Annotated in this window: 25 protein-coding genes and 1 riboswitch; of the genes, 6 read left to right on the top strand and 19 right to left on the bottom strand. The window is 64.1% G+C overall.

All coding sequences use genetic code 11. From position 1 onward, the window contains the following. Positions 1-2 precede the first annotated feature (2 nt). The 9 genes from cobC to cobO all read right to left on the bottom strand — a co-directional run bounded on the left by cobC (position 3) and on the right by cobO (position 8,279). A complete protein-coding gene (gene cobC, locus V5F23_RS20955) occupies positions 3-578 on the bottom strand; it encodes an alpha-ribazole phosphatase family protein (protein ID WP_042728550.1) in 576 nt (191 codons plus the stop codon). Further along, positions 575-1,630 (bottom strand): nicotinate-nucleotide--dimethylbenzimidazole phosphoribosyltransferase, encoded by a 1,056-nt coding sequence (cobT, locus tag V5F23_RS20960; RefSeq protein WP_338496442.1) that lies wholly within the window; start codon positions 1,628-1,630, stop codon positions 575-577. The genes cobC and cobT overlap by 4 nt, the downstream gene beginning before the upstream one ends. Next, positions 1,627-2,148, bottom strand: coding sequence for a bifunctional adenosylcobinamide kinase/adenosylcobinamide-phosphate guanylyltransferase (cobU, locus tag V5F23_RS20965; RefSeq protein ID WP_338496443.1), 522 nt, complete (start codon positions 2,146-2,148; stop codon positions 1,627-1,629). The genes cobT and cobU overlap by 4 nt, the downstream gene beginning before the upstream one ends. Positions 2,149-2,279: 131 nt before the next feature. Beyond that, the gene (locus tag V5F23_RS20970; RefSeq protein WP_338496444.1) at positions 2,280-3,731 is read right to left on the bottom strand and encodes a cobyric acid synthase; all 1,452 of its coding nucleotides are present in this window, start codon (positions 3,729-3,731) and stop codon (positions 2,280-2,282) included. Next, on the bottom strand, positions 3,728-4,720 hold the full coding sequence (gene cobD / locus V5F23_RS20975; RefSeq protein WP_047736527.1) for a threonine-phosphate decarboxylase CobD: 993 nt from the start codon (positions 4,718-4,720) through the stop codon (positions 3,728-3,730). The genes V5F23_RS20970 and cobD overlap by 4 nt, the downstream gene beginning before the upstream one ends. Further along, complete coding sequence (cbiB, locus tag V5F23_RS20980) at positions 4,713-5,621, bottom strand: adenosylcobinamide-phosphate synthase CbiB (RefSeq protein WP_042728545.1); 909 nt, start codon at positions 5,619-5,621, stop codon at positions 4,713-4,715. Before cbiB ends, cobD begins: the two co-directional genes overlap by 8 nt. Continuing rightward, on the bottom strand, positions 5,618-6,268 hold the full coding sequence (bluB, locus tag V5F23_RS20985; protein WP_212802935.1) for a 5,6-dimethylbenzimidazole synthase: 651 nt from the start codon (positions 6,266-6,268) through the stop codon (positions 5,618-5,620). The genes cbiB and bluB overlap by 4 nt, the downstream gene beginning before the upstream one ends. After that, a complete protein-coding gene (locus V5F23_RS20990) occupies positions 6,265-7,641 on the bottom strand; it encodes a cobyrinate a,c-diamide synthase (protein WP_338498980.1) in 1,377 nt (458 codons plus the stop codon). The genes bluB and V5F23_RS20990 overlap by 4 nt, the downstream gene beginning before the upstream one ends. 11 nt (positions 7,642-7,652) lie before the next feature. Next, positions 7,653-8,279 carry a cob(I)yrinic acid a,c-diamide adenosyltransferase gene (gene cobO, locus V5F23_RS20995; RefSeq protein ID WP_338496447.1) on the bottom strand — a complete coding sequence of 209 codons (627 nt, stop codon included), beginning with the start codon at positions 8,277-8,279 and terminating at the stop codon, positions 7,653-7,655. 81 nt (positions 8,280-8,360) lie between these two features. Next, a riboswitch (cobalamin riboswitch) is annotated at positions 8,361-8,598 on the bottom strand. A 149-nt stretch (positions 8,599-8,747) separates the two neighbouring features. Between cobO and V5F23_RS21000 the strand changes: the two genes are divergently transcribed. Both V5F23_RS21000 and V5F23_RS21005 read left to right on the top strand, forming a co-directional pair. Next, on the top strand, positions 8,748-9,332 hold the full coding sequence (locus tag V5F23_RS21000) for a hypothetical protein (RefSeq protein WP_047736529.1): 585 nt from the start codon (positions 8,748-8,750) through the stop codon (positions 9,330-9,332). Positions 9,333-9,399: 67 nt separating this feature from the next. After that, the gene (locus V5F23_RS21005; RefSeq protein WP_047736530.1) at positions 9,400-10,710 is read left to right on the top strand and encodes a sorbosone dehydrogenase family protein; all 1,311 of its coding nucleotides are present in this window, start codon (positions 9,400-9,402) and stop codon (positions 10,708-10,710) included. Between the two features lie 167 nt (positions 10,711-10,877). Here V5F23_RS21005 and V5F23_RS21010 read toward each other — a convergent pair whose 3' ends face one another. From V5F23_RS21010 to V5F23_RS21030, 5 genes are all read right to left on the bottom strand, one after another. Next, complete coding sequence (locus tag V5F23_RS21010; protein WP_338496451.1) at positions 10,878-11,411, bottom strand: C40 family peptidase; 534 nt, start codon at positions 11,409-11,411, stop codon at positions 10,878-10,880. A gap of 165 nt (positions 11,412-11,576) precedes the next feature. Then, entirely contained in the window at positions 11,577-12,203 is a 627-nt protein-coding gene (locus V5F23_RS21015; RefSeq protein ID WP_042728539.1) for an NlpC/P60 family protein, read from the bottom strand. A 212-nt stretch (positions 12,204-12,415) separates the two neighbouring features. Continuing rightward, positions 12,416-13,120 carry a DnaA regulatory inactivator Hda gene (gene hda, locus V5F23_RS21020; RefSeq protein WP_042728538.1) on the bottom strand — a complete coding sequence of 235 codons (705 nt, stop codon included), beginning with the start codon at positions 13,118-13,120 and terminating at the stop codon, positions 12,416-12,418. Positions 13,121-13,276: 156 nt separating this feature from the next. Then, a complete protein-coding gene (locus tag V5F23_RS21025; RefSeq protein WP_042728537.1) occupies positions 13,277-14,350 on the bottom strand; it encodes an AI-2E family transporter in 1,074 nt (357 codons plus the stop codon). Positions 14,351-14,382: 32 nt separating this feature from the next. Then, a complete protein-coding gene (locus tag V5F23_RS21030) occupies positions 14,383-15,447 on the bottom strand; it encodes a DUF2066 domain-containing protein (protein WP_338496454.1) in 1,065 nt (354 codons plus the stop codon). A gap of 365 nt (positions 15,448-15,812) precedes the next feature. On the opposite strand from V5F23_RS21030, the gene purM reads away from it, so the two are divergent. From purM to V5F23_RS21050, 4 genes are all read left to right on the top strand, one after another. Next, positions 15,813-16,871 carry a phosphoribosylformylglycinamidine cyclo-ligase gene (purM, locus tag V5F23_RS21035; RefSeq protein WP_338496455.1) on the top strand — a complete coding sequence of 353 codons (1,059 nt, stop codon included), beginning with the start codon at positions 15,813-15,815 and terminating at the stop codon, positions 16,869-16,871. Between the two features lie 11 nt (positions 16,872-16,882). After that, positions 16,883-17,533, top strand: a complete 651-nt coding sequence (purN, locus tag V5F23_RS21040) for a phosphoribosylglycinamide formyltransferase (RefSeq protein WP_042728552.1) — start codon at positions 16,883-16,885, stop codon at positions 17,531-17,533. Positions 17,534-17,541: 8 nt separating this feature from the next. Next, positions 17,542-18,255, top strand: coding sequence for a DUF3108 domain-containing protein (locus V5F23_RS21045; protein ID WP_042728534.1), 714 nt, complete (start codon positions 17,542-17,544; stop codon positions 18,253-18,255). 384 nt (positions 18,256-18,639) lie between these two features. Beyond that, a complete protein-coding gene (locus V5F23_RS21050) occupies positions 18,640-18,834 on the top strand; it encodes a hypothetical protein (RefSeq protein ID WP_042728533.1) in 195 nt (64 codons plus the stop codon). Positions 18,835-18,966: 132 nt separating this feature from the next. On the opposite strand, the gene V5F23_RS21055 is transcribed toward V5F23_RS21050, so the two are convergent. From V5F23_RS21055 to cysM, 5 genes are all read right to left on the bottom strand, one after another. After that, complete coding sequence (locus V5F23_RS21055) at positions 18,967-19,506, bottom strand: DUF2058 domain-containing protein (protein WP_042728532.1); 540 nt, start codon at positions 19,504-19,506, stop codon at positions 18,967-18,969. A 26-nt stretch (positions 19,507-19,532) separates the two neighbouring features. Beyond that, on the bottom strand, positions 19,533-20,366 hold the full coding sequence (mazG, locus tag V5F23_RS21060; protein ID WP_047736534.1) for a nucleoside triphosphate pyrophosphohydrolase: 834 nt from the start codon (positions 20,364-20,366) through the stop codon (positions 19,533-19,535). 111 nt (positions 20,367-20,477) lie between these two features. After that, on the bottom strand, positions 20,478-22,724 hold the full coding sequence (gene relA, locus V5F23_RS21065) for a GTP diphosphokinase (RefSeq protein ID WP_338496457.1): 2,247 nt from the start codon (positions 22,722-22,724) through the stop codon (positions 20,478-20,480). A 101-nt stretch (positions 22,725-22,825) separates the two neighbouring features. Continuing rightward, a complete protein-coding gene (gene rlmD, locus V5F23_RS21070; RefSeq protein ID WP_338496460.1) occupies positions 22,826-24,196 on the bottom strand; it encodes a 23S rRNA (uracil(1939)-C(5))-methyltransferase RlmD in 1,371 nt (456 codons plus the stop codon). Continuing rightward, the gene (gene cysM, locus V5F23_RS21075) at positions 24,196-25,098 is read right to left on the bottom strand and encodes a cysteine synthase CysM (protein WP_042728528.1); all 903 of its coding nucleotides are present in this window, start codon (positions 25,096-25,098) and stop codon (positions 24,196-24,198) included. The genes rlmD and cysM overlap by 1 nt, the downstream gene beginning before the upstream one ends. Positions 25,099-25,265 lie beyond the last annotated feature (167 nt).

The following is a 25,265-nucleotide window of genomic DNA, read 5'->3' on the forward strand; positions in this document are numbered from 1 at the left end:
GCTCAGGCCTCTTCCGTCAAGGTCGGGCCGGACGTCACCCGCAGGGCGAACAACGCGCCGTGGCCGACCTCGACATTGAGCAGTTGTTCGCGCGGCAGGCCCCGGGCCTGGGCCAGCAGCAAGCGCATCACGCCACCGTGGCTGACCAGCAGGACCCGCTGTCCGGCATAGGCGCAGTGCAAGCGTTCGATGGCCGCCAGGACACGACTGGAAAACGCCAGCACCGGCTCACCGTCGGGGGGCGTGAAGCCATAGGGGTCGGCCCAGAATCGGCCCAGGGCGTCGGCATCGGTGTCCATCAACGCCGCCGCGCTGCGCCCTTCCCAGGCGCCAAAATGCAGTTCCTGCAGGTCTTTGTCCACCTGCACCGGCACGCCGAGGCGGGCACCGAGCTGCTCGGCGAAACGGGCGCAACGTTGCAGTGGCGAACTCACCAGCCGATCCCACGGGCCGCCCGTTTCGACCGCCGCGTGCATCTGCGCCCAGCCCTTGGCGGTCAGGGCATCGTCGAGGCTGCCGCGCAAGCCGCCACCCAACTCGGTTTCGCCATGGCGCAGCAGGTCCAGGTGCAAGATCATGCCGGGCGGTCCGCCACGGCCGCTTCGGCAAACGTCGCCATCTGCCCGTGCAGGTCACAGGCCAGGCGCAACAACGGCACCGCCAGCGCCGCGCCACTGCCCTCGCCCAGGCGCAGGCCGAGGTCGAGCAGCGGTTCGGCGCCGAGGGTTTCCAGCACATGGCGATGGCCGGGCTCGGCGCCGCGATGGCTGAACAGCAGCCATGACCGACATTCGGGGTTCAGGCGCACCGCCAGCAACGCGGCGACGCTGCAAATGAAGCCGTCCACCAGCGCCGCGACACCCTGCTGGGCGCAGGCCAGGTAAGCCCCGACCAACGCGGCGATTTCAAACCCGCCGAGGTTGAACAACGTCTGCAACGGGTCGTGGCGCTGGGCCGCGTGCAACGCCAGGGCACGTTCGATCACCTGGGCCTTGCGATTGACACCGGCTGCGTCCAATCCGGTGCCGGGCCCGACCAGATGCGCCACCGGGCAATCGAGCAAGGCGCAGGCCAAGGCGCTGGCGGCCGTGGTGTTGCCGATGCCCATCTCGCCGCCGATGAACAACTGGCTGCCGGCGGCGACAGCCCGCAACACACTGTCGCGTCCGGCCTGCAATGCCTGCTCACCCTGGGCCACGGTCATGGCCGGGCCCAGGGCGAAGTTCGCCGTGCCAGGCCCGACGCGCAGATGGAGCACACCGGGCAGGTCCAGCGCCGGCGTCACCGTGCCCAGGTCCACCACCTCCAGCGTGGCTCCCAACTGCCGCGCCAGGACGCTGATCGCCGCCCCGCCGCTGACGAAGTTGAGCAGCATCTGCCCGGTGACTTCCTGGGGAAACGCCGACACACCTTCGGCCACCACGCCATGGTCACCGGCGAAGATCGCGATCGACACGGCCTCCAGCGTCGGCTTGACCCGCCCTTGCAGCCCCGCCAGCTGCACCGCGACCGTTTCCAGTTGCCCAAGGGAGCCGGCCGGCTTGGTCAATTGTTGCTGACGGGCCGCGGCCTGTTCCAGGGCCAGAGTGTCGAGGGGCTTGCACGGGTCCAGCCACCAGCGGTGATTCATAACGCACTACCTTTGAGAGTCAGGGGCAGGCCGGCGACGGTCAGCACGACGCGCTGACAACGTTCGGCCAGGGCTTGATGCAGCCAACCGGCTTCATCGACATAACGGCGAGTCAGCTCGCCCAGCGGCACGACACCCATGCCGGTTTCGTTGCTGACAAAAATGATTTCACCGGGCAGCGCGGCCACGCCATCGAGCAAGGCTTCGCGCTCGGCATTCAGGGTCTGCGGGTCGTCGAGCATCAGCAGGTTGGTCAGCCACAGGGTCAGGCAGTCCACCAGCAGGCAGCGACCAGGCGCGGCGTGTTCTCGCAGCACTCGGGCCAGGGCCAGCGGTTCCTCCACCAGCGCCCATTCGGCCGGGCGCCGGGCACGGTGCTGGGCGACGCGAGCGTTCATCTCGCCGTCCAGGGGTTGGCTGGTGGCGATGTAGGTCACGGGCAATTGGCTGTCGGCGGCGAGTTTTTCTGCCAGGCGGCTTTTACCGGAGCGGGCGCCGCCCAGGATGAGTTGGAGCATGGTGCATTACCTTCAAAAATTGGCGCCGTGGCGGCTGGCCTCATCGCGAGCAAGCTCGCTCCCACAGGAGATTGTGAACACCGTCCCATTGTGGGAGCGAGCTTGCTCGCGATGAGGGCCTCACAATCACCCTAAATCCCACAGAGTTCACGCAACACCCCAATATCCAGATGCTGCTCCACCAGGTCCGCCAACCGCTCGATGTCCCGCTCGCGCAACCTGTGGTAATCCACCGTCTGCACCTCCGCCAAACCGGCCCAACGCAACAAGGCGCTGCTGGCCGCAGGCGATTCGAACAATCCATGCAGGTAGGTGCCGAAAATCTGCCCGTCGAGGCTCTGGGCGCCATCGCAACGGCCATCATCCAGTTGCACCGCTGGGTGTTCCAAGGCTGGGCCTGTGGTCACGCCCGCGTGGATCTCATAGCCGCGGACCTCGGCGTCTTCCAGAGTCAGCCGTCCTCGCACATTGCGCAGTTGCTTCTCGCATTCCAGCGTCGTTTCAACGTCCAGCAAACCCAGGCCGGCACTGGAGCCCGCCGCACCTTCCAGGCCCAACGGGTCGTGGACCTGCTCGCCGAGCATCTGCAAGCCGCCGCAAATGCCCAACAGCTTGCCGCCGTAACGCAGATGCCGCTGCAACGCGGCTTCCCAGCCGTTGGCGCGCAGGTAGGCCAAGTCGCTGCGCACGCTTTTGGAGCCCGGCAGGATGATCAGGTCGGCCGGCGGGATCGCCTGGCCGGGGCCAATGAATTGCAGGTCGACCTGCGGGTGCAGGCGCAGCGGATCGAAGTCGGTGTGATTGCTGATGCGCGGCAGCACCGGCACCACCACTTTGAGCACCTGTTCGGCCTTGTCGGCCTGGCGCTGGTCGAGGCCGTCCTCGGCTTCCAGGTGCAGGTCCATCACGTAGGGCAACACGCCCACCACCGGTTTACCGGTACGCGCTTCGAGCCAGTCCAGCCCCGGTTGCAACAAGGCGATGTCGCCGCGAAAGCGGTTGATGACGAAGCCCTTGACCCGCGCCTGTTCGCTGGGCGACAGCAACTCCAGGGTGCCCACCAGATGGGCGAACACCCCGCCACGATTGATATCGGCGATCAGCAGCACGGGGCAGTCCACCGCCTCGGCAAAGCCCATGTTGGCGATGTCGCCGGCGCGCAGGTTGATTTCCGCCGGAGAGCCCGCGCCTTCCACCATCACGACGGGGTAGGCCGCGCTCAAGCGCGCGTGGGAGGCCAGCACCGCCTGCATCGCGATGGCCTTGTAATCGTGGTAGGCCACGGCGTTCATGCTGGTGACGGCGCGGCCATGGATGATCACCTGGGCGCCGGTGTCGCTGTTGGGCTTGAGCAGCACCGGGTTCATGTCGGTGTGCGGCTCAAGGCCGGCAGCCTGGGCCTGCACCGCCTGGGCGCGGCCGATCTCGCCGCCGTCGGCCGTCACCGCGCTGTTGAGGGCCATGTTCTGCGGCTTGAACGGCACCACGCTGATGCCTTGGCGCCGAACCCAGCGGCACAGCGCCGTGACCAGGGTACTTTTGCCGGCATCGGAGGTGGTGCCTTGCACCATCAGGGTGGTCATGGAGTGTCCTTGGCGTAGGCCTCTAAAGCCTGTTCGAGGCGCAGGAATTCGCGGTCATCGGCCGGGAGCCCGAAGCGAAGGCTGCTGGTGTTCACGAACACGCGCAGGAGAATGCCGCGCCGGGCCATGAACCCGTGAAGCGGTTGGGCGTGTTCGGTCACCAGCCATTGGAACAATCCGCAACCGCCCTGGGGCTTGAAGCCATGCCGCTCCAGCGTGGAGGCCAGGCGCTGGCTGGTGTGCTCGCAGCGTTGGCGCTGGCGCAGTTGGGCGGCGGTGTCCAGCAGGCACGTCTGGCCCAGCACCCGGGTCGGCCCGCTGACGGCCCACGGCCCGACTTGTTCAGCGAGCAGCCTGAGCAAATGCCGCTCGGCCAGGACAAACCCCAGGCGCACCCCGGCCAGGCCAAAAAACTTGCCGAAGGAACGCAGCACGATCAGCCCGACCTGATGGCTGTGCCTGGCCAGGCTGTGTTGCGGGGTGACGTCCATGAAGGCTTCGTCCACCACCAGCCAGCCACCGCGCTGGGCCAGCCGGGCGTGCCAGTCCAGCAGGCGCTCGGGGTCCAGGCTCACGCCGGTGGGGTTGTTCGGGTTGACCACCACCAACACGTCGAGGCTGTCGAGGAAAAAATCCACTTCGGCTTCGAGCACTTCGCGCACGATGTAGCCGCTGCGACGCCAGGCTTCGGCGTGCTCGGCATAGCACGGCGACAACACGCCGACCTTGCCGGCCCGGCGCAAGCGCGGCAGCAGTTGGATCGCCATCTGCGAACCGGCCACCGGCAGAACCTGCGCCGCGCCATAGTAGTCGCAGGCTGCCTGCTCCAGGCCGTCGTCGGTCTCCGGCAAACGAGCCCAGGCGCGCGGCGGTATCGGCGGAATGTCGAATGGCCACGGCGCAAGGCCACTGGACAAGTCGAGCCAGTCAGCCTCGGCGATGCCATAGTGCAGGGCCGCGTTGCGCAGGCGCCCACCGTGCTCAAGCATAGAACTCAGCTCCCAGGCAAAGAATCAGCAACCACAACCATACCCCCCGCTGGACCAATTGCCAGCCGCGATCGATGGAGTCGGCACTCGCCGGCACGCCCTCGCCCAGCGGCGGGCGCTGGTGCAGTTCGCCGTGATACACCGCCGCCCCGCCCAGCTCGACCCCCAGGGCACCGGCACCGGCGGCCATCACCGGCCCGGCATTCGGGCTGTCCCAGGTCGGGCCCTGGCGGCGCCAGCACGTGAGGGCCAGGCGGGTCTTGCCGAGCAGCGCGTAGGTCAGCGCCACCAGGCGCGCCGGAATGTAGTTGAGCAAGTCATCGATTTTTGCCGCCGCCCAACCGAAGCGCTCGAAGCGTTCGTTGCGGTAGCCCCACATGGCGTCGAGGGTATTGCTCAACCGGTACAACACCACGCCAGGCGCGCCGGCCACGGCGAACCAGAACAGCGCGGCGAACACCGCGTCGCTGCCGTTTTCCAGGACCGATTCGGTGGCGGCGCGGGCCACGGCGGTTTCGTCCAGCTCGCGGGTTTCGCGGCTGACCAGGTAGCCGACGCGCTGGCGCGCCTTTTCGAGATCGCCGCTGCGCAACGCCTGGGCCACCGGTTCGACGTGCTCACCGAGGCTGCGCAGGCCAAGGGCGCAGTACAACGCCAGGATCTCCACCAGCCACCCCACCATCGGTGCCCAGGACAGTGCCGTGGCGAGCAATGTCAGCGGCACCACGGCGATGATCCAGGCCGTCACCCCATGGCTGCGCCAGCCCCGCCCTCCAGCATTGAAACGCCGTTCGATACGCTCGGCGAAACCGCCGAACGCCACCAGTGGATGGCCGCGCCGGGGCTCGCCCAGCAGCGCATCCAGGGCCACCGCGGCGGCACTGAGCAACGCCACGCTCATGGGCTCACTCCCCAACGGTTTTCATACAGCAGTTCATTCAGCGGACGCGGCTGCGCCCAGCCTTCGAGGGCGAGCATCGGCGCCGGATAAAACCCCTCGACCGGGCCCAGGCAGAGGATCGCCAGCGGCTTGGCGCCGGCGGGCAAGCCCAGCAGATCGGCCAGGGCCTGGGGCTCAAACAGCGACACCCAGCCCATCCCCAGCCCTTCGGCGCGGGAGGCCAACCACAGGTTCTGGATCGCGCAGGACAGCGAGGCCAGGTCCATTTCCGGCAAGGTCCGGCGACCGAAGATGTGCCGCTCACGGTCGTCCATCAACGCTGCCACCAACACTTCGGCGCAATCGTTGATGCCTTCGACCTTGAGTTTCATGAATGCATCGCTGCGCTCGCCCAGGGCCTCGGCGGTGCGCACACGCTCCTGCTCCACCAGCCGATGGATGTCGCGGCGCAAGGCGCGGTCGCTGATGCGGATGAAGCGCCAGGGTTGCATCAGGCCGACGCTGGGCGCCTGGTGCGCAGCCTCCAGCAAGCGGCGCAACAAGGCCGGCTCGACCGTGCCGCCGCTGAAATGGCGCATGTCGCGGCGCTCGGCGATGGCGCGGTAGACAGCGTCGCGTTCGGCCTGGGAGAAAGCGGTGTCGGTCATGAGCTCTTCGCGAGCAAGCCCGCTCCCACAGGGGTCAGGTGTTCAAATGTGGGAGCGGGCTCGCTCGCGAAGGCGGCCTCAAGATCAGGCGCAAACAACGCGGCAATCGCCCGCGGATTGGACGGAAAATAAAAATGCACATAGGAAGCCGTCATCCGCCCTTGCCGGAAAACCGCTTCCGCGCCACGCCCGCCATTGGGACTGTGCCCCCGGGCAATCGGCGCAAGCTCCGTGCTGGTCAACGAATGATGATAAGTGTGCCCGCGCAAGGTGCCTTCCGGCAGTTCCACCGATTGCAGCGCCAGGGCCGCCAGGCGTTTTTGCATCTGCGCTTCGCCGGCCAGCAAGCCCAGCAGTTCAGCGCGGGTGCCGTCGACGTCGGTCAAGGAATCCAGCAGATACAGCATGCCGCCACACTCCGCGAGCAATGGCTTGCCGGCTGCATGATGAGCCCGGATCGCCGCCAGCATCGCGGCATTTTCAGCCAACGCAACGTGGTGCAGCTCGGGGTAACCGCCGGGCAAGTAAAGGCTGTCAGCCTCAGGCAGCTCGGTGTCATGAATCGGCGAAAAGAAGTGCAGTTTCGCGCCCATGGCCCGCAACAGGTCCAGGCTCGCGCCGTAGGTGAACGCAAACGCTTCGTCGCGGGCCACAGCGATGCGCACGCCGTCGAGCCAGGGCTCGGGGTTGATGACTTCAGGCGCGGCGAACTCGACGGCGGGCGGCAACGCGACCTCGCAACTGCCGGCCAGGGCATCGGCGGCGGCATCGAGGCGCAGGTCGAGGTCATTCAATTCGCTGGCCTGGACCAGACCGAGGTGGCGGCTGGGTAACTCGATGCCGGTTTCCCGCGAGAGCGCCCCGTACCAACGCAGGCCTTCGGTCAAGCTGCCTTCGAGCAACTGCGCGTGGCGCAAGGTGCCGACACGGTTGGCCAGCACTCCGGCGAATGGCAGGTCCGGCTGGTAGCGCGCCAAGCCCAGGGCCAGGGCGCCGAACGTCTGGGCCATGGCCGTGCCGTCGATGACCGCCAGTACCGGCACGCCGAAATGCCGCGCCAGGTCGGCACTGGACGGGGTGCCGTCGAACAAACCCATCACCCCTTCGATCAGGATCAGGTCCGCCTCGGCGGCGGCTTCCCATAGCAGTCGCCGGCTTTCCTGCTCGCCGACCATCCACATATCCAACTGGTAGACCGGCGCGCCGCTGGCACGCTCGAGGATCATCGGGTCGAGGAAGTCCGGGCCGCACTTGAAGACGCGCACCTTGCGCCCTCGATTGCGATGCAGGCGCGCCAGGGCGGCGGTGACGGTGGTCTTGCCTTGGCCCGAAGCGGGGGCCGCGATCAGCACCGCCGGACAATGGCGGTTCAGGGCGACATCACTCACAGTTCGACGCCCTTCTGCGCCTTGATCCCGGCCTGGAACGCATGCTTGATCATGCCCATCTCGGTCACGGTATCGGCCAGCTCGATCATCTCAGGCTTGGCGCCGCGTCCGGTCACTACGACATGCTGCATCGGCGGACGCGCCTGCAAATCACTGAGAACCTGATCGAGGTCGAGGTAACCGTGCTTGAGGGCGATGTTCAACTCGTCGAGCACCACCAGGCCGATGGCCGGATCGCTGAGCAATTGCCGCGAGACGGCCCAGGCCGCTTCGGCGGCGGCGATGTCGCGCTGGCGGTCCTGGGTTTCCCAGGTGAAGCCTTCGCCCATGACGTGAAAGCGCACCTGCTCGGGGAAACGGCGGAAAAACAGTTCCTCGCCGGTGCTGTTGCGCCCCTTGATGAACTGCACCACGCCGCATTGCATGCCGTGGCCCATGGCCCGGGCCAGCATGCCGAACGCCGAGCTGCTCTTGCCCTTGCCGTTGCCGGTCAGCACCAGCAGCAGGCCACATTCATTCGGCGAGTTGGCGATGCGTTCGTCGATCACCGCCTTCTTGCGCAGCATGCGCGCCAGGTGGCGCTCGTCGCGATCGGGCGCGTCGGTGGGGGGGGAACCGGACATGGGGGAAGCCTCCGTTGGGATGGAATAACGGCGGGCAGGCACGAAAAAGGACGGCAACAAAGCCTGGCATCGCCCACCGTGACGCCGTTGGATGAATCAGGCCGGTCTCCGGGCTCATGAGTGGCGTGTGCCGGGCTGCGCGCCTTCCCATGGCTAGGCTATGTAACTATTTCGTACACATCCTAGGACACAGTGGCTTGTGGGCAACCTTGACTCATTTACCGTTGCGGGGGCAGCGCCGGGTTCGTGTGCACTCACCGGCTTCCCTGTTTCACTCTGTCGGCCATGGCCACAAAGCACCTGAAACAAGCGGCGAAGGTTAGAGGGTTGGGGGTGGAGCGTCAATTAAAGCTGGTTCACCGGTCATTGGCCCGGATCAATAAAGTGACGCCAATCTTGTGTCAGGCTGCAGCAAGTGATATCAAATAGACATTACCCCGATATCACAAGAATAAGAGGGCAAAATGTATGCAAGGCATGATCATCAGCAATCCGAAGCTGGAATTCCTGCGCCCGATGCTGGAGCGCTGGTTTGACTGCATCGACCGCTACAACGCCCTGCGCGGCGATAACGACACGCCCTACTGGCACGATGAAAAGGCCAACCTCGGATTGCTGTCGGCCGCGGCTTGGATGGCCGAGATGGTCACGCTGCAAGACACTCCCACCCGCAAGCAGAACGAAGAAGGCGAACGCAACGCCAGCGCCGATCTGTTCATTGCCAGCAGCGAGGAGCGCGCCTTCATCCAGGCCACCCAGCGCTGGCCCAAGGTCAGCCACCTGAACCTGACCCAGCCTCTGGCCGAAATCACCAGCGATGCCAAGCGCATCAGCTATGCCAGCGACTTGAAGCTCGGCTGCCTGTTCGTGGCGCCGCAAAAAGCCCAGCAGAGCGCCACGCCGGAAGAATTGCAGGACATGCTCGACGACCTGCAGAAGGAAAACACCTGCGCCGTGGCCTGGTACTTCCCCTACGCCTATCGCAAGTTGCGCAACGAGAGCGGCCATTACCATCCGGGCATTGCCGTGCTGTTCAAGCAGGCCCACGGCTGATGGGTTGAACCATACGGGCATCTACGCTTCTCTATGAATAACCACATGCATTCATAGGGAAGCCAGCATGCTCAAGCCACCCCATTTACTGATCCTCGCCCTTGCCGTCGGGCTCGCCGCCTGTGGCGAGTCTTCTACCTTGCAGGTGTCCGACGGCACCGGCCCGGCGCCGAAACTGCCCGAGCCGAACAAGACTCTGATTCCCACCGTCAACATTGCCGAAGCCATCGGCTGGCCACAGGGCGCCAAGCCGACCGCGGCACCGGGCCTGCAAGTGGGCGCGTTCGCCGAAGGGCTGGACCATCCGCGCTGGCTCTACGTCCTGCCCAATGGCGATGTGCTGGTGGCCGAGACCAACGCCCCGCCCAAACCGGATGACGCCAAGGGCATCCGTGGCTGGGTGATGAAGAAGGTCATGGGCCGCGCCGGTGCCGGGGTGCCCAGCCCCAACCGCATCACGCTGCTGCGCGACGCCAATCACGATGGCGTCGCCGAGACCCGCACCGTCTTCCTGGAGAACCTCAACTCGCCGTTCGGCATGACCCTGGTGGGCAACGACCTGTACGTGGCCGACACGGACCGGCTGATTCGCTTCCCCTACAAGGAAGGCGACACGCAAATCACCGCTCAGCCGACCAAGGTCGTCGACCTGCCCGGCGGCACCCTCAACCATCACTGGACCAAAAACGTCATCGCCAGTCGCGACGGCAGCAAGCTGTACGTCACCACCGGCTCGAACAGCAACGTGGCGGAGAACGGCATGGAGGCCGAAGAAGGCCGGGCGGCGATCTGGGAAGTCGATCGGGCCAGCGGCAGCCACCGCATCTTCGCTTCGGGCCTGCGCAACCCCAACGGCCTGGCCTGGGAGCCGAGCAGCGGCGCGCTGTGGACGGCGGTGAACGAGCGGGATGAGATCGGCAGCGACCTGGTGCCGGACTACATCACCTCGGTCAAGGACGGCGCCTTCTATGGCTGGCCCTACAGCTACTACGGGCAGAACGTCGATGTGCGCGTCGAACCGCAGAACCCGGCGCTGGTGGCCAAGGCCATCGCCCCGGACTACGCCGTCGGCCCCCACACGGCGTCACTGGGCCTGACCTTCGCCGAAGGCAGCCGCTTGCCCGCGCCCTTCACCGAAGGTGCCTTCATCGGCCAGCACGGTTCCTGGAACCGCAAGCCTCACAGTGGCTATAAAGTGATTTTCGTACCGTTCAGCGGCGGCAAGCCGGTAGGACAACCGGTGGATGTGCTGACCGGGTTCCTCAATGCCGACGAAAAAGCCCAGGGCCGGCCGGTAGGCGTGGTAATCGATAAACAGGGCGGGCTGTTGGTGGCTGACGACGTGGGGAACAAGATCTGGCGGGTGTCGGGTAAGTAACGCCGCTCACCTTTGTGGCGAGGGGATTTATCCCCGTTGGGCTGCGCAGCAGTCCTAAAGCCGGAAACCCCGTTGTGTCGGGTTCTCGCGGTTAGGCAGCTATTTTTAGGGCTGCTTCGCAGCCCAACGGGGATAAATCCCCTCGCCACAAAGGTCAGCGCAACCACTCAGGGATTACGCGCCAGATGCTCCGGCTGCAATACCCGCTTGGCACCCAGGTAGGCTTTCTGCCAATAGGCCTTGGACAGGCTGTCGAGCTTGACCGTCCCGCCTGTGGCCGGCGCATGCACGAAACGCCCCTCCCCCACATAGATCCCCGCATGGCTGACCTGTGAGCCGCCATTGGTGGCGAAGAAAACCAGGTCACCGGACTGCAACGCCTCCTTGCCGACGTCCGGCGCGCGCATGCCGATCATTTCGCGCGTGGAGCGCGGCAACAAGATACCGGCGGCGTCGCGGTAGACGTAGCCGATCAGGCCACTGCAATCAAACCCCGAATCCGGCGTATTGCCGCCCCAGCGATACGGCGTGCCCACCAGGCCCAACGCCCGGAAGAGCACGTCTTCAGCGGCCGGGGAAAAGGTTTGTGAGGGGGCAAAGACCACCGGAGCCCGTACCGGCACGGGTGGCGGAGTACGGCTGGCGCAAGCGCTGAGCAGCGCGGCGAGACACATGAGAGCAAGGCGGGCCGACGTCGACATATGCAGAACAATCCTGATCTGGATGCGGCTTTTCTGCCGTGGGCATGAAAACAAATCCGCCTGCGAGGTACGCAGGCGGATTGCCATCAATCAATGATCATGGATTCTAGCGGCTATGAGGCAAACTTCAAGTAAGACTTTAAGTTTGCCTTACAAACTGTGCGCTTACTTGCGAGCGGTGACCACAGTCGGAGCCATGGCGAGGGCGCGCTTGGCTTCGATGAAGGTCTTGCTCCAGTAGCTGTCGCCCAGGCTGTCGATTCGCACGCCGCCGCTGCGGCGGCTGCTGGAATGGATGAACTGGTTGTCGCCCAGGTAGATACCGGCGTGGCTGACGCGCCCGCGACGGCCGCTGGTGCTGAAGAACAGCAGGTCACCAGGTTCCAGTTGATTGCGCGCTACCAGCGGGGCGTTCACGTTGATCATTTCCCGCGTCGAACGTGGCAGGCTCATGCCGGCCTCTTCGCGGAACAGGTAGCCGATGAAACCGCTGCAATCGAAGCCGGCTTCGGAGGTGCCGCCAAAGCGGTAACGGGTGCCGATCAACGACATGCCGCGTTCCAGGATGCTGTCGGCCAGCACCGGAAGCTGGTAAGGCTTGTTGCCGGCGAACGCTGCCAGCTCTTTGTCGTTGGCCATCTCTTCCTGGAAGGACACGGAGGAAGACTGGGCGGTAACGGTGTTCTGAACCTGTGGTTGTTGTACTTGCTGAGACACTGGAGTGTGGGCAGCGCAACCGAACAACAGGGTAACGAGTGCGAGAGGCACGAGGGGTGCGAAGCGATTTAGCATGGGCACGACCGTGGCTGAAGTAGTAAAGATGGCGAGACTATGCCCTCTATCAACCTCATTTGCAAATTCAATCGATGAAAATGTGACTTCCCGGTTTTGCTTTTACATCTAAGAGCTTAAGCCCATTTTGAATGTCACGTAGCCTGCAACCCAGCAGGACCGCGGGTTTCGTCGCGTCCGGACACGGCCAAGGGCCACTACAGACAACGGTTCTACCAGCCCAAAGTTTCTTTCAAAAAAGGAATAGTCAGCTTGCGCTGAGCCTGGAGGGAAGCCTGGTCGAGACGTTCGAGCAATTCGAACAGCGCGCTCATGCTGCGGGTGCCACGGGTGAGGATGAAATGCCCGACTTCGTCGGTCAGGTGCAGGCCACGACGGGAAGCTCGCAGTTGCAAGGCACGCAGCTTGTCTTCATCGGACAGTGCGCGCATCTGGAAAATCAGTGCCAGGGTGAGCCGGGACTTGAGATCCGCCAGCTTCACCGGCAGCTCCCGTGGCGACGTCGAGGCGGCGATCAGCAAGCGCCGACCGCTGTCGCGCAAGCGGTTGAACAGATGGAACAGGGCTTCTTCCCAGTCGGCCTTGCCGGCAACGGCCTGGAGATCATCCAGACAGACCAGTTCGTACTGCTCAAGGTTGTCGAGGATTTCCACACCGCGGTCCAGCAACTCGGCCAGCGGCAGGTACACCGCCGGCTCGCCCAACTGCTCGAACCGCAGGCAAGCGGCCTGCAACAGGTGCGTGCGCCCTACTCCGTCCTTGCCCCACAGATAAATCAGACTCTCGGTCCAGCCAGCGTCGGCTTCGCAAAGCCGCTCGACATAGCCGAGTGCAGCGGCATTGGCGCCTGGGTAGTAGTTGATAAAGGTGGCGTCATCACGCAGACGCACACCTAGGGGCAGCTGAATCGGTTTCATGCTGACTGAACGGCTGCGGGGAGCCGCGAGTGGCCTCTGTGTAAAGTTGGCAAAGTTTATACCCGTGGCGCGGACCGCACAATGCGCCGGACCACGAGCAAAATCAAAGGTTTGCAGCGACAGCACCAGGGATCGACGGTTTTCCTGACGTTGCTCCTACAGCTCGGGGTCTTCGGTGCCGCTGTAGATGTCCGAATCCTTGTACAGGTCGTGCATGTGTCGCACCAGCACCATGATCACCGCCGCCACCGGTAGCGCCAGCAGGATCCCGGTGAAGCCGAACAACTCGCCGCCCGCCAGGATCGCGAAGATCACTGCCACCGGATGCAGGCCGATCCGGTCGCCCACCAGCAACGGTGTCAGCACCATGCCTTCCAGCGCTTGGCCCACCATGAACACCGCCACAATGCCCACCATGGGGTACAGGTCGCCGCCGAACTGGAACAACCCGGCAATCAATGCCGCGCCGATACCGATCACGAAGCCCATGTACGGCACGATGGCCGCCAACCCGGCGATCATGCCGATCAACAGGCCCAGTTCCAACCCTACCAGCATCAACCCGGCCGCATAGATGAAGCCCAGCGCGACCATCACCAGCAGTTGCCCACGCACGAACGCCCCCAGCACCTCGTGGCATTCGCCGGTCAGGGCCATGATGTGTTCTTCGCGATGACGAGGCAGCAGGCTGCGGATCTTCGCCATCATCAGGTCCCAGTCCCGCAACAGGTAGAAGGCCACCACCGGAATCAGCACCACGTTCGCCAGCCAGCCGATCAGCGCCAGGCTCGAGGCCGTGGCCTGGCTCAGCACCACGCCGACGATGTCGGTGGTCTGGCCCATGTGCTCGCTGATCGCCGCCTTGACCTTGTCGAACTTCCAGAAGCCGTCCGCCAGCCCCAGCTTCGACTGCACCCAAGGCATCGCGGTGTGCTGCAACCAGTCCAGCATCTGCGGGGCCAACTCATACAGGCGCACCAACTGCTTGGCGAGCATCGGGACCAGCACCAACAACAAGGCGCTGACAATCAAGGTGAACAGGGCGAACACCGCCACCACGCCCCAGGTTCGCGACAGGCCGAATTTTTCCAGGCGATCGACCACCGGATCGAACAGATAGGCCAGCAGCAACGCAACCAGGAACGGCGTGAGGATCGGGTGTAGCAGATAGATGAATGCAAACAGCAGGGCGATCCCACCCAACCAGAACCAACGCCGCGTATCGCCCATGAACCACTCCTAGCTATATAAAGAAAGAAAACCTACCAGCGGAAACGCAGATTGGCGGTTGGCGCCGGCGCCGCCACCGGGGCCGCGCCATCGACGGCGGGTGGCGTCTGCGTCTGCGTCTGCGGTGCGGGTGCAGGGGCTTCACCGGCCGGGACCTCTTGCAGTTTCGCCAGGGCCAATTGCGCCTTCAACTGGTCGGCACTGCCGTTGACCCGATAGAGGACCCGGTCAGCGTCGACCCGCTGCAACTGCCCAGCGAACGGTTCGAGCAGGCGCGACAGCGCCGCGTAGCGCTCAAGGTTCATGCCCTGCACTTCCAGCAGTTGCTCGCTGGCCAGGCCCGGCTTGGCGACGAAGCGCGGCGCCAGGCGTTGGCTCACCGCCAGCATGACCGCGTCGGCCAGCGCCGCCGGATCGGCCCCTTGGGCCGTGCCTTGCTCGCGCTGGTCGCCCAGCCACAGGCGCCAGGTGCCGTGCCACTGCCCGCCCTCTTCCTTGGCATGGACTGCCAGCAACGCATCCGCCGCGTAACGCTCCGACGCTGCCTGCAACGGCGCCGGGTCGGTGCCTTCCAGGTTCGGCGCGGTGGCGACGATCTGCTCGCTCAGGTCCGCCAGCGGCAGGTGCAACGCCAGGCCCCGATGTTGCGCGGCACGCCGTAGTGGCGCCGCGCTGGCCTGGCCATCACCCACCAGGCTGGAGCCCTCGACCGAATCGTTCAGCCACCAGCCCAGGATCGACGGCCGGTTCGCGCTCCACAGCGACAACCCCGCCGAGCGCAACGCACGGTCGGTGCTCGCCGGGTCGAAGTCGACCTTCAGGCTTTCCGGAGGGCCTGCGTCGTAGCCGTACTGGAGAATGATTTGCTGCGGGTCCTTGCGGACCGCCGCCAGGCCGGGATTCTGTGCGGCCTTGGCGTCGCCAGTCAGGCGCAGCACCAGCGTGTCCAGGGCGCGCAGCGTCGCCTGGTTGCGCTCCTCCGGCGTCTGGTTGCTGACCGGTTCGAACACTTGATAGAGGCCATTGACGGTTTCGGCATGGCTCGCCAGGCTGATCAGCGACAGGCAACCCACGGACAAGAATTTGAACAAACGCATGGAAGATTCCCGGACATAACGGCTGGAACAGGCCGTGTGGAGAAGATTGAGCATGGCTGTGACCACGGCATCGGGCAAAACATTCACCCACCCGATGGAAGTTTCGCACTGTCATCACCATAGCCGGTTACCGCTACACCTTATACAGCCGCGTCGCGCAGTACCAAAATAAGAAATATCGGTTTTTTTCCGTGGATATGTCCCTGCCCGTCGGCGCGAGGATGGCCGCTGCCCCACAAGCCTGATAAAATCGCGCGCCTTCGCAGACCGGCAACCGTCGGGCATCCGGAATAATTCGTACAACGGTTATTCAATGGCCCCGGCAGTCGGTCGTTACCCAGAAATCCCCCCTAAAGGCCTGGATCATGAGCAAGCAACCCTCCCTGAGCTACAAGGACGCCGGTGTAGACATCGACGCCGGTGAAGCATTGGTCGAACGCATCAAGAGCGTCGCCAAGCGCACTGCGCGCCCGGAAGTCATGGGCGGCCTGGGCGGTTTCGGCGCCCTCTGCGAGATCCCGGCCGGCTACAAGCAACCGGTGCTGGTGTCGGGCACTGACGGCGTCGGCACCAAGCTGCGCCTGGCCTTGAACCTGAACAAGCACGACAGCATCGGCATCGACCTGGTCGCCATGTGCGTGAACGACCTGGTGGTCTGCGGCGCCGAGCCACTGTTCTTCCTCGATTACTATGCCACCGGCAAGCTGAACGTCGACACCGCCGCCCAGGTCGTGACCGGCATCGGTGCCGGCTGCGAACTGTCGGGTTGCTCCCTGGTGGGCGGCGAAACCGCTGAAATGCCTGGCATGTACGAAGGCGAAGACTACGACCTGGCCGGCTTCTGCGTCGGCGTGGTCGAGAAAGCCGAGATCATCGACGGCTCGAAAGTCGCCGCCGGCGATGCCCTGCTCGCCCTGCCGTCTTCCGGCCCGCACTCCAATGGCTACTCGCTGATCCGCAAGATCATCGAAGTCTCGGGTGCCGATATCGAGAACACCCAGCTCGACGGCAAGCCGCTGACCGACCTGCTGATGGCCCCGACCCGCATCTACGCCAAGCCTCTGCTCAAGCTGATCAAGGACACGGGCGCCGTCAAGGCCATGGCCCACATCACCGGTGGCGGCCTGCTGGACAACATCCCGCGCGTGCTGCCAAAAGGCGCCCAGGCCGTGGTCGACGTGGCGAGCTGGACCCGCCCGGCGGTGTTCGACTGGCTGCAGGAAAAAGGCAACGTCGACGAAACCGAGATGCACCGCGTGCTGAACTGCGGCGTGGGCATGGTCATCTGCGTGGCCCAGGAGCACGTCGAAACCGCCCTGAACGTGCTGCGTGAAGCCGGCGAACAGCCTTGGGTGATCGGCCAGATCGCCACCGCCGCCGAAGGCGCTGCCCAGGTCGAGCTGCAAAACCTCAAGGCGCACTGATGCACGAACGGATGCCTGCAACCTGTAACGTCGTGGTGCTGCTGTCCGGCACCGGCAGTAACCTGCAGGCCCTGATCGACAGCACGCGGACCGGCGACAGCCCGGTCCGTATCCGCGCGGTGATTTCCAACCGCGCCGACGCCTACGGCCTGCAACGCGCCCGGGACGCGGGTATCGACACCTGCGTCCTCGATCACAAGGCCTTCGAAGGCCGCGAAGCCTTCGACGCCGCGCTGATCGAACAGATCGACACCTTCAATCCGCAACTGGTGGTGCTGGCCGGCTTCATGCGCATCCTCAGCGCGGGCTTCGTGCGGCACTACCAGGGCCGCTTGTTCAACATCCATCCCTCGCTGCTGCCCAAATACAAAGGGTTACACACTCACCAGCGTGCCCTGGAGGCCGGAGACACGGAACACGGCTGCTCCGTGCACTTCGTCACCGAGGAACTCGATGGCGGACCACTGGTCGTACAGGCAGTAATACCGGTAGAGTTGCACGACACGCCGCAAAGCCTGGCGCAACGGGTTCACGCCCGGGAGCACCAGATCTACCCGATGGCCGTGCGTTGGTTTGCCGAAGGACGGCTTACCCTCGACGATCGTGGGGCCTCACTGGACGGCCAGTTGCTCGCCGCCAGCGGCCATTTGATTCGACACTAGGAGATTTTATGCGTCGCGCCCTGCTCTTCGCTTGCGCTCTGCTTGCCCTGCCCCTGGCACAGGCTTCGGAACTTCAACCGTTCTCCGCCAGCTACACCGCCGACTGGAAACAGCTGCCCATGAGCGGCACCGCCGAACGCAGCCTGACCAAGGAAGCCAACGGCACCTGGAAGCTGAGCTTCAAGGCTTCGATGATGATCGCCAGCCTGACCGAAGAAAGCACCCTGACCCTGGACAAGGACACCCTGCTGCCCCAGTCCTACCACTTCGAACGCGGTGGCCTGGGCAAGGCCAAGAAGGCCGACCTGGACTTCGACTGGAACACCAAGATGGTCACCGGCACCGACCGTGGCGATGCGGTCAAGCTGCCGCTCAACCGGGGCATGGTCGACAAGTCCACCTATCAACTGGCCTTGCAGCACGACGTCGCGGCCGGCAAGAAAAGCATGAGTTATCAGGTGGTCGACGATGGCGAAGTCGACACCTATGACTTCCGCGTGCTGGGTTCGGAAAAAGTCGAGACCAAGGCCGGCCAGATCGACGCCATCAAGGTCGAGCGCGTGCGCGACCCGACGCAAAGCAAGCGCATCACCGTGCTCTGGTTCGCCAAGGACTGGGACTACCTGCTGGTGCGCCTGCAACAGGTCGAGACCGACGGCAAGGAGTACAACATCATGCTCCAGGACGGTACGGTCAACGGGAAGGCTGTGAAAGGCAGCTGATCCACACCGCGATCAAGAGAGCCCCGCCAACGCGGGGCTTTTTGTTGCCTGGATTTCATGACCACCCAATGACCCTGTGGGAGCGGGCTTGCTCGCGAAAGCAGTGTGTCAAACAACATTGAGGTCGACTGACACTCCGCCTTCGCGAGCAAGCCCGCTCCCACAGGGTTGCGCTTTCACTCAAGGTTTACCGCTGCAACATGAAAACTTCTTCATGAAAAACCACCTGCGACCGAATGCCGCGCCCTGCCTGGCCTGCAGGATTGCTGCACTTTTCATGAAAACTTCTTAACGCTTCCAGGCATTTACTTAGCTGGCTATCAAAATCTATAACAAAGTCCTGCACACGCCTTGCTGCAGATGATCGAGATTGGAGCTTGCAAGATGACTGTGAAAGTAAATGAACGCGACGACGCCCACATGTCCCACGAAGCCATTGCGGCGGGTATCCGGATCTGGGATGTGCATCAACAGGATTTGCTGGTGGGGATGTTCCACTCGGAGACCGAGGCCAACCGTTACAAGGCCGAGCTGGAATACCAGGAAATGACGCGCTCGCGGGAGACGGCTGAATCCTGAGGTCAGCACTGAACTTGTGGGAGCGGGCTTGCTCGCGATAGCAGTGGGTCAGTCGACACAATCGTTGCCTGACACACCGTCTTCGCGGGCAAGCCCGCTCCCACAGGCTCCGCGTTTACCTCGCCGTCCGGCTTACCACATCAAATCATCAGGAATCTGATACGCCGCGTACGGATCGTCCGCGTCCACTTCTTCGGTCTGGGTGTTGAGCTGGACGATGCGCTTGGGGTCGCGCTCCTGAATCTTCAGGGCCGCCTCGCGCGGAATCACTTCGTAGCCGCCGGCATGATGGACGATCGCCAGCGAGCCGCTGCTCAGCTTGTTGCGCATCAGGGCGTTGACCGAGAGGCGCTTGACCTTCTTGTCGTCGACGAAGTTGTAGTAATCCTCGGTGTTCAGCTTCGGCAGGCGCGAGACTTCGATCAATTGCTTGATCTGCGCGGCCCGGGCCTTCTGCTCGGCTTTTTCCTGCTGCTGGCGATTAAGCTCCTGGTCGCGCTTGACCTTCTCGGCCATGGCTTCCTGGGCGGCACGCTGCTGGGAGTCATCGAGCTCGATCTGGCCTTTGTGGGCCAGGCGCTGCTGCTTCTGTTTCTCTTTGCCGACCTGCTTGGCCTGCTTTTGGTTGACCAGCCCTGCTTTGAGCAACTGGTCGCGAAGGGAAAGGCTCATGGTGCTTACTCACTTAGGCAACGGCCTCAGCCACAGCTGGGCAAATTCTTTTCCTGACGTTTGGCTTCGCCCCACAAGGCGTCCAACTCTTCGAGGGTGCAATCTTCCATGGGACGGCGGGTGTCGCGCAATGCCTGTTCGATAAATCGGAACCGCCGCTCGAACTTGCCATTGGCACCGCGCAAGGCTGTTTCCGGGTCCACCTTGAGGTGGCGGGCCAGGTTCACCACGCTGAACAGCAGGTCGCCGATCTCGTCGCTGATGGCCGCCGCGTCGTTGTCGGCCATGGCTTCAAGCACTTCGTCCAGCTCCTCCCGGACCTTGTCGAGCACCGGCAACGGGCCGGGCCAGTCGAAACCGACCTGGGCGGCACGCTTCTGCAATTTCGCCGAGCGCGACAGCGCCGGCAAGGCACCGGGCACATCGTCGAGCAACGACAATTGCTCGGGCGCCGAGGCTTTCTCGGCCCGCTCCTCTGCCTTGATCGCTTCCCAACGCTGCTTGACCTGTTCTTCATTCAGGCGCGGCACATCCAGCGGTGCGTACAGGTCGCCAGTGGGAAACACATGGGGATGGCGACGAATCAGCTTGCGGGTGATGCTGTCGACAACGCCGGCGAATTCGAAACGGTTTTCTTCCCGCGCCAACTGGCTGTAATACACCACCTGGAACAGCAGGTCGCCCAACTCTCCCTGCAAATGATCGAAGTCCCCGCGCTCGATGGCATCGGCCACTTCATAGGCTTCTTCCAGGGTGTGGGGGACGATGGTTGCGTAGGTTTGCTTGACGTCCCACGGGCAGCCGTATTGCGGATCCCGCAGGCGGTTCATCAGGTGGAGCAGGTCTTCAAGGCTGTACATAAGTAACCCTGTGGGAGCGGGCTTGCTCGCGAAGGCGGTGGGTCAGTCAACATTAGTGTTTCTGACATACCGCCTTCGCGAGCAAGCCCGCTCCCACAATCAGTGAGGGGCTCAACCCGGCGTCCGATTACGCCGGGTCTCGATGATGTTCGGCAACTGGGAAATCCGCCCCAACAACCGCCCCAGCGCATCCAGCCCCGGAATCTCGATGGTCAGGGACATCAGCGCCGTGTTGTCCTCCTTGTTCGAGCGGGTGTTGACCGCCAGCACGTTGATCCGCTCATTGAGCAACACTTGAGACACGTCACGCAGCAGACCGGAGCGGTCGTAGGCGCGGATGACGATGTCCACCGGGTAGGTGAGCACCGGCACCGGGCCCCAACTGACCTGAATGATCCGCTCCGGCTCGCGGCCGGCCAGTTGCAGCACCGAGGCGCAATCCTGGCGGTGGATGCTGACGCCACGGCCCTGGGTGATGTAGCCGACGATCGCGTCCCCCGGCAACGGCTGGCAGCAGCCGGCCATCTGTGTCATCAGGTTGCCCACGCCCTGGATCTGGATGTCGCCGCGCTTGCCGGGCTTGTAGCCGGTGGCCTTGCGCGGGATCAGCTCCAGTTGCTCGTTGCCGCGTTCCGGCTCCACCAGTTGCTGGGCCAGGTTGACCAGTTGCGCCAGGCGCAGGTCGCCAGCACCGAGGGCGGCGAACATGTCTTCGACGGTTTTCATGTTGGCCTTTTCGGCCAGCTTGTCGAAATCCACCTGGGGCAGGCCCAGGCGACTGAGTTCGCGCTCGATCAGGGTCTTGCCGGCGGCGACGTTCTGGTCGCGGGCCTGCAACTTGAACCAGTGGACGATCTTCGCCCGTGCCCGCGAAGTGGTGATGTAGCCCAGGTTCGGGTTCAGCCAGTCGCGGCTCGGCGTACCGTGCTTGCTGGTGATGATCTCGACCTGCTCGCCGGTCTGCAGGCTGTAGTTGAGCGGCACGATCCGCCCGTTGATCTTGGCGCCACGGCAGTTGTGGCCGATCTCGGTGTGGACCCGGTAGGCAAAGTCCAGCGGCGTCGCGCCCTTGGGCAGGTCGATGGCGTGGCCGTCGGGGGTGAAGATGTAGACCCGGTCCGGCTCGATGTCCACGCGCAGTTGTTCCGCCAGGCCACCGATGTCGCCCAGTTCCTCATGCCACTCAAGGACCTGGCGCAGCCAGGAGATTTTCTCTTCGTAGTGGTTGGACCCGGACTTGACGTCGGTGCCCTTGTATTTCCAGTGCGCGCAAACACCCAGCTCGGCTTCCTCGTGCATGGCGTGGGTGCGGATCTGCACTTCCAGCACCTTGCCCTCGGGGCCGATCACCGCGGTGTGCAGCGAGCGATAGCCGTTTTCCTTGGGGTTGGCGATGTAGTCGTCGAATTCCTTGGGGATGTGCCGCCACAAGGTGTGGACGATCCCCAGCGCGGTGTAGCAATCGCGCATTTCCGGGACCAGCACCCGAACGGCGCGAACGTCGTAGATCTGGCTGAATTCCAGGCCCTTGCGCTGCATTTTGCGCCAGATCGAATAGATGTGCTTGGCCCGGCCGCTGATGTCGGCTTCCACGCCGGTGGCCTGCAGCTCTTCGCGCAACTGGGTCATCACGTCGGTGATGAAGCGCTCGCGGTCCAGGCGCCGCTCATGCAACAGCTTGGCGATCTGCTTGTACTGATCCGGCTCCAGGTAGCGGAAAGACAGGTCTTCCAGCTCCCACTTGATATGACCGATGCCTAGGCGGTGGGCCAGGGGCGCATAGATGTCGAACACCTCCCGGGCGACCCGGTTGCGCTTTTCATCGTCCGCCGCCTTGACGGCGCGGATGGCGCACGTGCGCTCGGCCAGCTTGATCAGCGCGACGCGCACGTCATCGACCATCGCCACAAGCATCTTGCGCAGGTTCTCCACCTGGCCCTGGGTGCCCAGGACCATGGAGTGGCGCGGGCTGAGACTGGCGCTGATAGCGGCCATGCGCAACACGCCGTCGATCAGCTTGGCGACCACCGGGCCGAAGCGCTGGCTGACCACCGAGAGCTGGATCTGGCCTTCGCGCACGCCACGGTACAAGACCGCCGCCACCAGCGAATCCTGGTCGAGCTTGAGGTCGGCAAGGATCTCGGCGATCTCAAGCCCCGTCTGGAAACTCGAGGTGCCCTCGGACCAGAGGTTCTTCGCCGCATTGTGTTGTTGCTCGGCCTCACGAGCGAACTCGCAGGCCTCTTTCAAGGCTTCACGATCGAGCACCATGTCGATACTGACCGTGTGATCGAGCCAAGCCTCGAGATTGATACTGCCGTCGGTGTTGATCGGCTGGTGCGCTCTCACCTGTACCATCTTTGCTTACCTTCCCTACGACGCAGATTCAATGCGTCAACATCGCTGACCTTCATTGCCCGTGTGTCCGCCCAGGACCGTGGCGGGGTGGCACGAACGGGTCAGTCGGACAAGCCATCCTGGCTCGCTTCAAATAACGCCATGGCCTCGACATGCGCCGTCTGAGGAAACATATCGAGAATCCCGGCACGTTTTAACCGGTAGCCCTGCTTGATCAGTTCGACCGTGTCCCGGGCCAAAGTTGCCGGGTTGCACGATACATAAACCAACCGTTTGGCGCCCAGGGACGCCAGCTTGCGTACCACCTCGAAAGCGCCGTCACGGGGTGGGTCCAAGAGTACCGCAGAAAAGCCTTCGCCGATCCACTGCGCAGCCATCAGGGGCTGGGATAAATCGGCCTGAAAAAAGGCAGTGTTATTCAAATTGTTGCTGACAGCGTTGGCCGCCGCACGGTCCACCATGGTCTGCACGCCTTCCACGGCTACCACTTCACGCACCGTCCGGGCCAGCGGCAAAGCGAAATTGCCCAGGCCGCAGAACAGGTCCAGCACCCGCTCATCGGGCTGCGGCGCCAGCCATTGCAAGGCCTGAACGATCATCGCCTCATTGACCTGGGCGTTCACCTGGATGAAATCCCCCGGCCGGTAGGCCAGCTCCAGCGCCCAGGTGTCCAGGCGGTAACCCAGGGCCTGGCCCGGCGCCACCGGTTGCGGCTCGCCCTCGCCGTGCAGCCACAGCTGGGCCTGATGGAAGTCGCAAAAATCCTTGAGGATCGTCAGGTCGGCCTCGGACAGCGGCGCCATGTGCCGCAGCAGCACTGCCAGGGACGAACCGGCGAACAACTCCACATGTCCCAGCGCCTGGGGTTTGCTCAAGCGCCTGAGCATGTCCGGCAAGCGGCTCATGATCGGCTGCAAGGGCTGTACCAGCACCGGGCAATCATCAATGGCGACGATGTCCTGGCTGCCAGCGGCGCGAAACCCCACCTCGAGTCGTTTCGCCTTCTGATCCCAGCGCACGGCCACGCGGGCACGGCGCCGATAAGCGAATTCGGCGCCACTCAGTGGCGCGGCCCATTGCTCCGGTTCCACACCGGCCACCCGCGACAATTGCTCGGCGAGCATGCGCTGTTTCAGGGCAAGCTGTTCGGCGTGGGGCAGATGCTGGACGCTGCAACCGCCACAGCGACCGGCGTGCACGCAAGGCGCCGGGCGCCGCAGTTCACTGGGCAGGAACACCCGCTCGGTACGGGCCTCGACCACTTTGCCGTGGGCCCCCAGCACCCGTGCCTCGACCTCTTCGCCGGCCAGCGCGCCGATGACGAACCAGGTGCGCCCGTCGACAAAGGCGATGCCCCGGCCATCGTTGGCCAGGCGCTCGATGGTCAGGCGCTGCTTCTTACCGGTGGGCACTTGCGGGGCCCGGCTTCCACCGCTGGGCTGGAAGCGCAGGCCTCTTTCTTGCTTGGCCATCAGTTGGGCGCGTCGAAAATGCCGGTCGACAGGTAGCGGTCGCCGCGGTCGCAGATGATCGCGACGATCACCGCGTTTTCAACCTCCTTCGACAAGCGCAGCATGCCTGCCACGGCACCGCCCGAAGAAACGCCGCAGAAAATGCCCTCCTCGCGCGCCAGGCGACGAGTCACGTCTTCGGCTTCGGCCTGGGCCATGTCGATGATGCGGTCCACACGATCGGCCTGGTAGATCTTCGGCAGGTATTCCTCGGGCCAGCGACGGATGCCGGGGATGGCCGCGCCTTCCATCGGCTGCAGGCCGATGATCTGCACGTTCGGGTTCTGTTCCTTCAAATAGCGCGAGGTGCCCATGATGGTGCCGGTGGTGCCCATCGAGCTGACGAAATGAGTGATGCTGCCGCCGGTCTGGCGCCAGATCTCGGGGCCAGTGGTGGTGTAGTGGGCCTCGGGGTTATCGCCGTTGGCGAACTGGTCGAGCACCTTGCCACGGCCCTCGGCCTGCATGCGCTCGGCCAGGTCCCGGGCACCTTCCATGCCTTGCTCCTGGGTGACCAGGATCAGCTCCGCACCGTAGGCGGTCATGGCCGCCTTGCGCTCGGCGCTGGAGTTGTCGGGCATGATCAGGATCATCTTGTAGCCCTTGATCGCGGCCGCCATGGCCAGGGCGATGCCGGTGTTGCCGGAGGTCGCCTCGATCAGCGTGTCACCCGGCCGGATCTGCCCGCGCAATTCACCACGGGTGATCATCGACAATGCCGGCCGGTCCTTGACCGAACCCGCCGGGTTGTTGCCTTCGAGCTTGAGCAAAAGCGTATTGCTGGTGGCGCCGGGCAAGCGCTGCAAACGGACCAGCGGAGTGTTGCCGACGCAATCGGCGATGGTGGGGTACTGCAAAGTCATGGCGTATTCGCAATCCGGGCTGCGGGGGCGCCTATCATACCGGCAAACCCGGCGAGGCCATATCACGCAAAGTGAGGTGGTTATGGCTTATGGGAATAAGCGCATAAGCTGCAAGCTGCAAGCTGCAAGCAAGGAGCGCAGTGCACACATTTTTTTGTGGCGAGGGG

Origin of the sequence: Pseudomonas sp. WP18, from assembly GCF_036689585.1 — a bacterium.
Lineage (GTDB): Bacteria > Pseudomonadota > Gammaproteobacteria > Pseudomonadales > Pseudomonadaceae > Aquipseudomonas > Aquipseudomonas chlororaphis_E.

What these genes read in the sequence shown, in the direction of transcription:
- cysM (WP_042728528.1), bottom strand. Translation starts at nt 25,098, where the DNA reads ATGACTTTGCAGTACCCCACCATCGCCGATTGCGTCGGCAACACTCCG.
- V5F23_RS21055 (WP_042728532.1), bottom strand. Translation starts at nt 19,506, where the DNA reads ATGAGCCTTTCCCTTCGCGACCAGTTGCTCAAAGCAGGGCTGGTCAAC.
- cobD (WP_047736527.1), bottom strand. Translation starts at nt 4,720, where the DNA reads ATGCTTGAGCACGGTGGGCGCCTGCGCAACGCGGCCCTGCACTATGGC.
- cbiB (WP_042728545.1), bottom strand. Translation starts at nt 5,621, where the DNA reads ATGAGCGTGGCGTTGCTCAGTGCCGCCGCGGTGGCCCTGGATGCGCTG.
- relA (WP_338496457.1), bottom strand. Translation starts at nt 22,724, where the DNA reads ATGGTACAGGTGAGAGCGCACCAGCCGATCAACACCGACGGCAGTATC.
- bluB (WP_212802935.1), bottom strand. Translation starts at nt 6,268, where the DNA reads ATGACCGACACCGCTTTCTCCCAGGCCGAACGCGACGCTGTCTACCGC.
- purM (WP_338496455.1), top strand. Translation starts at nt 15,813, where the DNA reads ATGAGCAAGCAACCCTCCCTGAGCTACAAGGACGCCGGTGTAGACATC.
- rlmD (WP_338496460.1), bottom strand. Translation starts at nt 24,196, where the DNA reads ATGGCCAAGCAAGAAAGAGGCCTGCGCTTCCAGCCCAGCGGTGGAAGC.
- mazG (WP_047736534.1), bottom strand. Translation starts at nt 20,366, where the DNA reads ATGTACAGCCTTGAAGACCTGCTCCACCTGATGAACCGCCTGCGGGAT.
- cobC (WP_042728550.1), bottom strand. Translation starts at nt 578, where the DNA reads ATGATCTTGCACCTGGACCTGCTGCGCCATGGCGAAACCGAGTTGGGT.
- cobU (WP_338496443.1), bottom strand. Translation starts at nt 2,148, where the DNA reads ATGCTCCAACTCATCCTGGGCGGCGCCCGCTCCGGTAAAAGCCGCCTG.
- V5F23_RS21005 (WP_047736530.1), top strand. Translation starts at nt 9,400, where the DNA reads ATGCTCAAGCCACCCCATTTACTGATCCTCGCCCTTGCCGTCGGGCTC.
- purN (WP_042728552.1), top strand. Translation starts at nt 16,883, where the DNA reads ATGCCTGCAACCTGTAACGTCGTGGTGCTGCTGTCCGGCACCGGCAGT.
- cobO (WP_338496447.1), bottom strand. Translation starts at nt 8,279, where the DNA reads ATGTCCGGTTCCCCCCCCACCGACGCGCCCGATCGCGACGAGCGCCAC.
- V5F23_RS21050 (WP_042728533.1), top strand. Translation starts at nt 18,640, where the DNA reads ATGACTGTGAAAGTAAATGAACGCGACGACGCCCACATGTCCCACGAA.
- V5F23_RS21015 (WP_042728539.1), bottom strand. Translation starts at nt 12,203, where the DNA reads ATGCTAAATCGCTTCGCACCCCTCGTGCCTCTCGCACTCGTTACCCTG.
- cobT (WP_338496442.1), bottom strand. Translation starts at nt 1,630, where the DNA reads ATGAATCACCGCTGGTGGCTGGACCCGTGCAAGCCCCTCGACACTCTG.
- V5F23_RS20970 (WP_338496444.1), bottom strand. Translation starts at nt 3,731, where the DNA reads ATGACCACCCTGATGGTGCAAGGCACCACCTCCGATGCCGGCAAAAGT.
- V5F23_RS21025 (WP_042728537.1), bottom strand. Translation starts at nt 14,350, where the DNA reads ATGGGCGATACGCGGCGTTGGTTCTGGTTGGGTGGGATCGCCCTGCTG.
- V5F23_RS21000 (WP_047736529.1), top strand. Translation starts at nt 8,748, where the DNA reads ATGCAAGGCATGATCATCAGCAATCCGAAGCTGGAATTCCTGCGCCCG.
- V5F23_RS21010 (WP_338496451.1), bottom strand. Translation starts at nt 11,411, where the DNA reads ATGTCGACGTCGGCCCGCCTTGCTCTCATGTGTCTCGCCGCGCTGCTC.
- V5F23_RS21030 (WP_338496454.1), bottom strand. Translation starts at nt 15,447, where the DNA reads ATGCGTTTGTTCAAATTCTTGTCCGTGGGTTGCCTGTCGCTGATCAGC.
- V5F23_RS21045 (WP_042728534.1), top strand. Translation starts at nt 17,542, where the DNA reads ATGCGTCGCGCCCTGCTCTTCGCTTGCGCTCTGCTTGCCCTGCCCCTG.
- hda (WP_042728538.1), bottom strand. Translation starts at nt 13,120, where the DNA reads ATGAAACCGATTCAGCTGCCCCTAGGTGTGCGTCTGCGTGATGACGCC.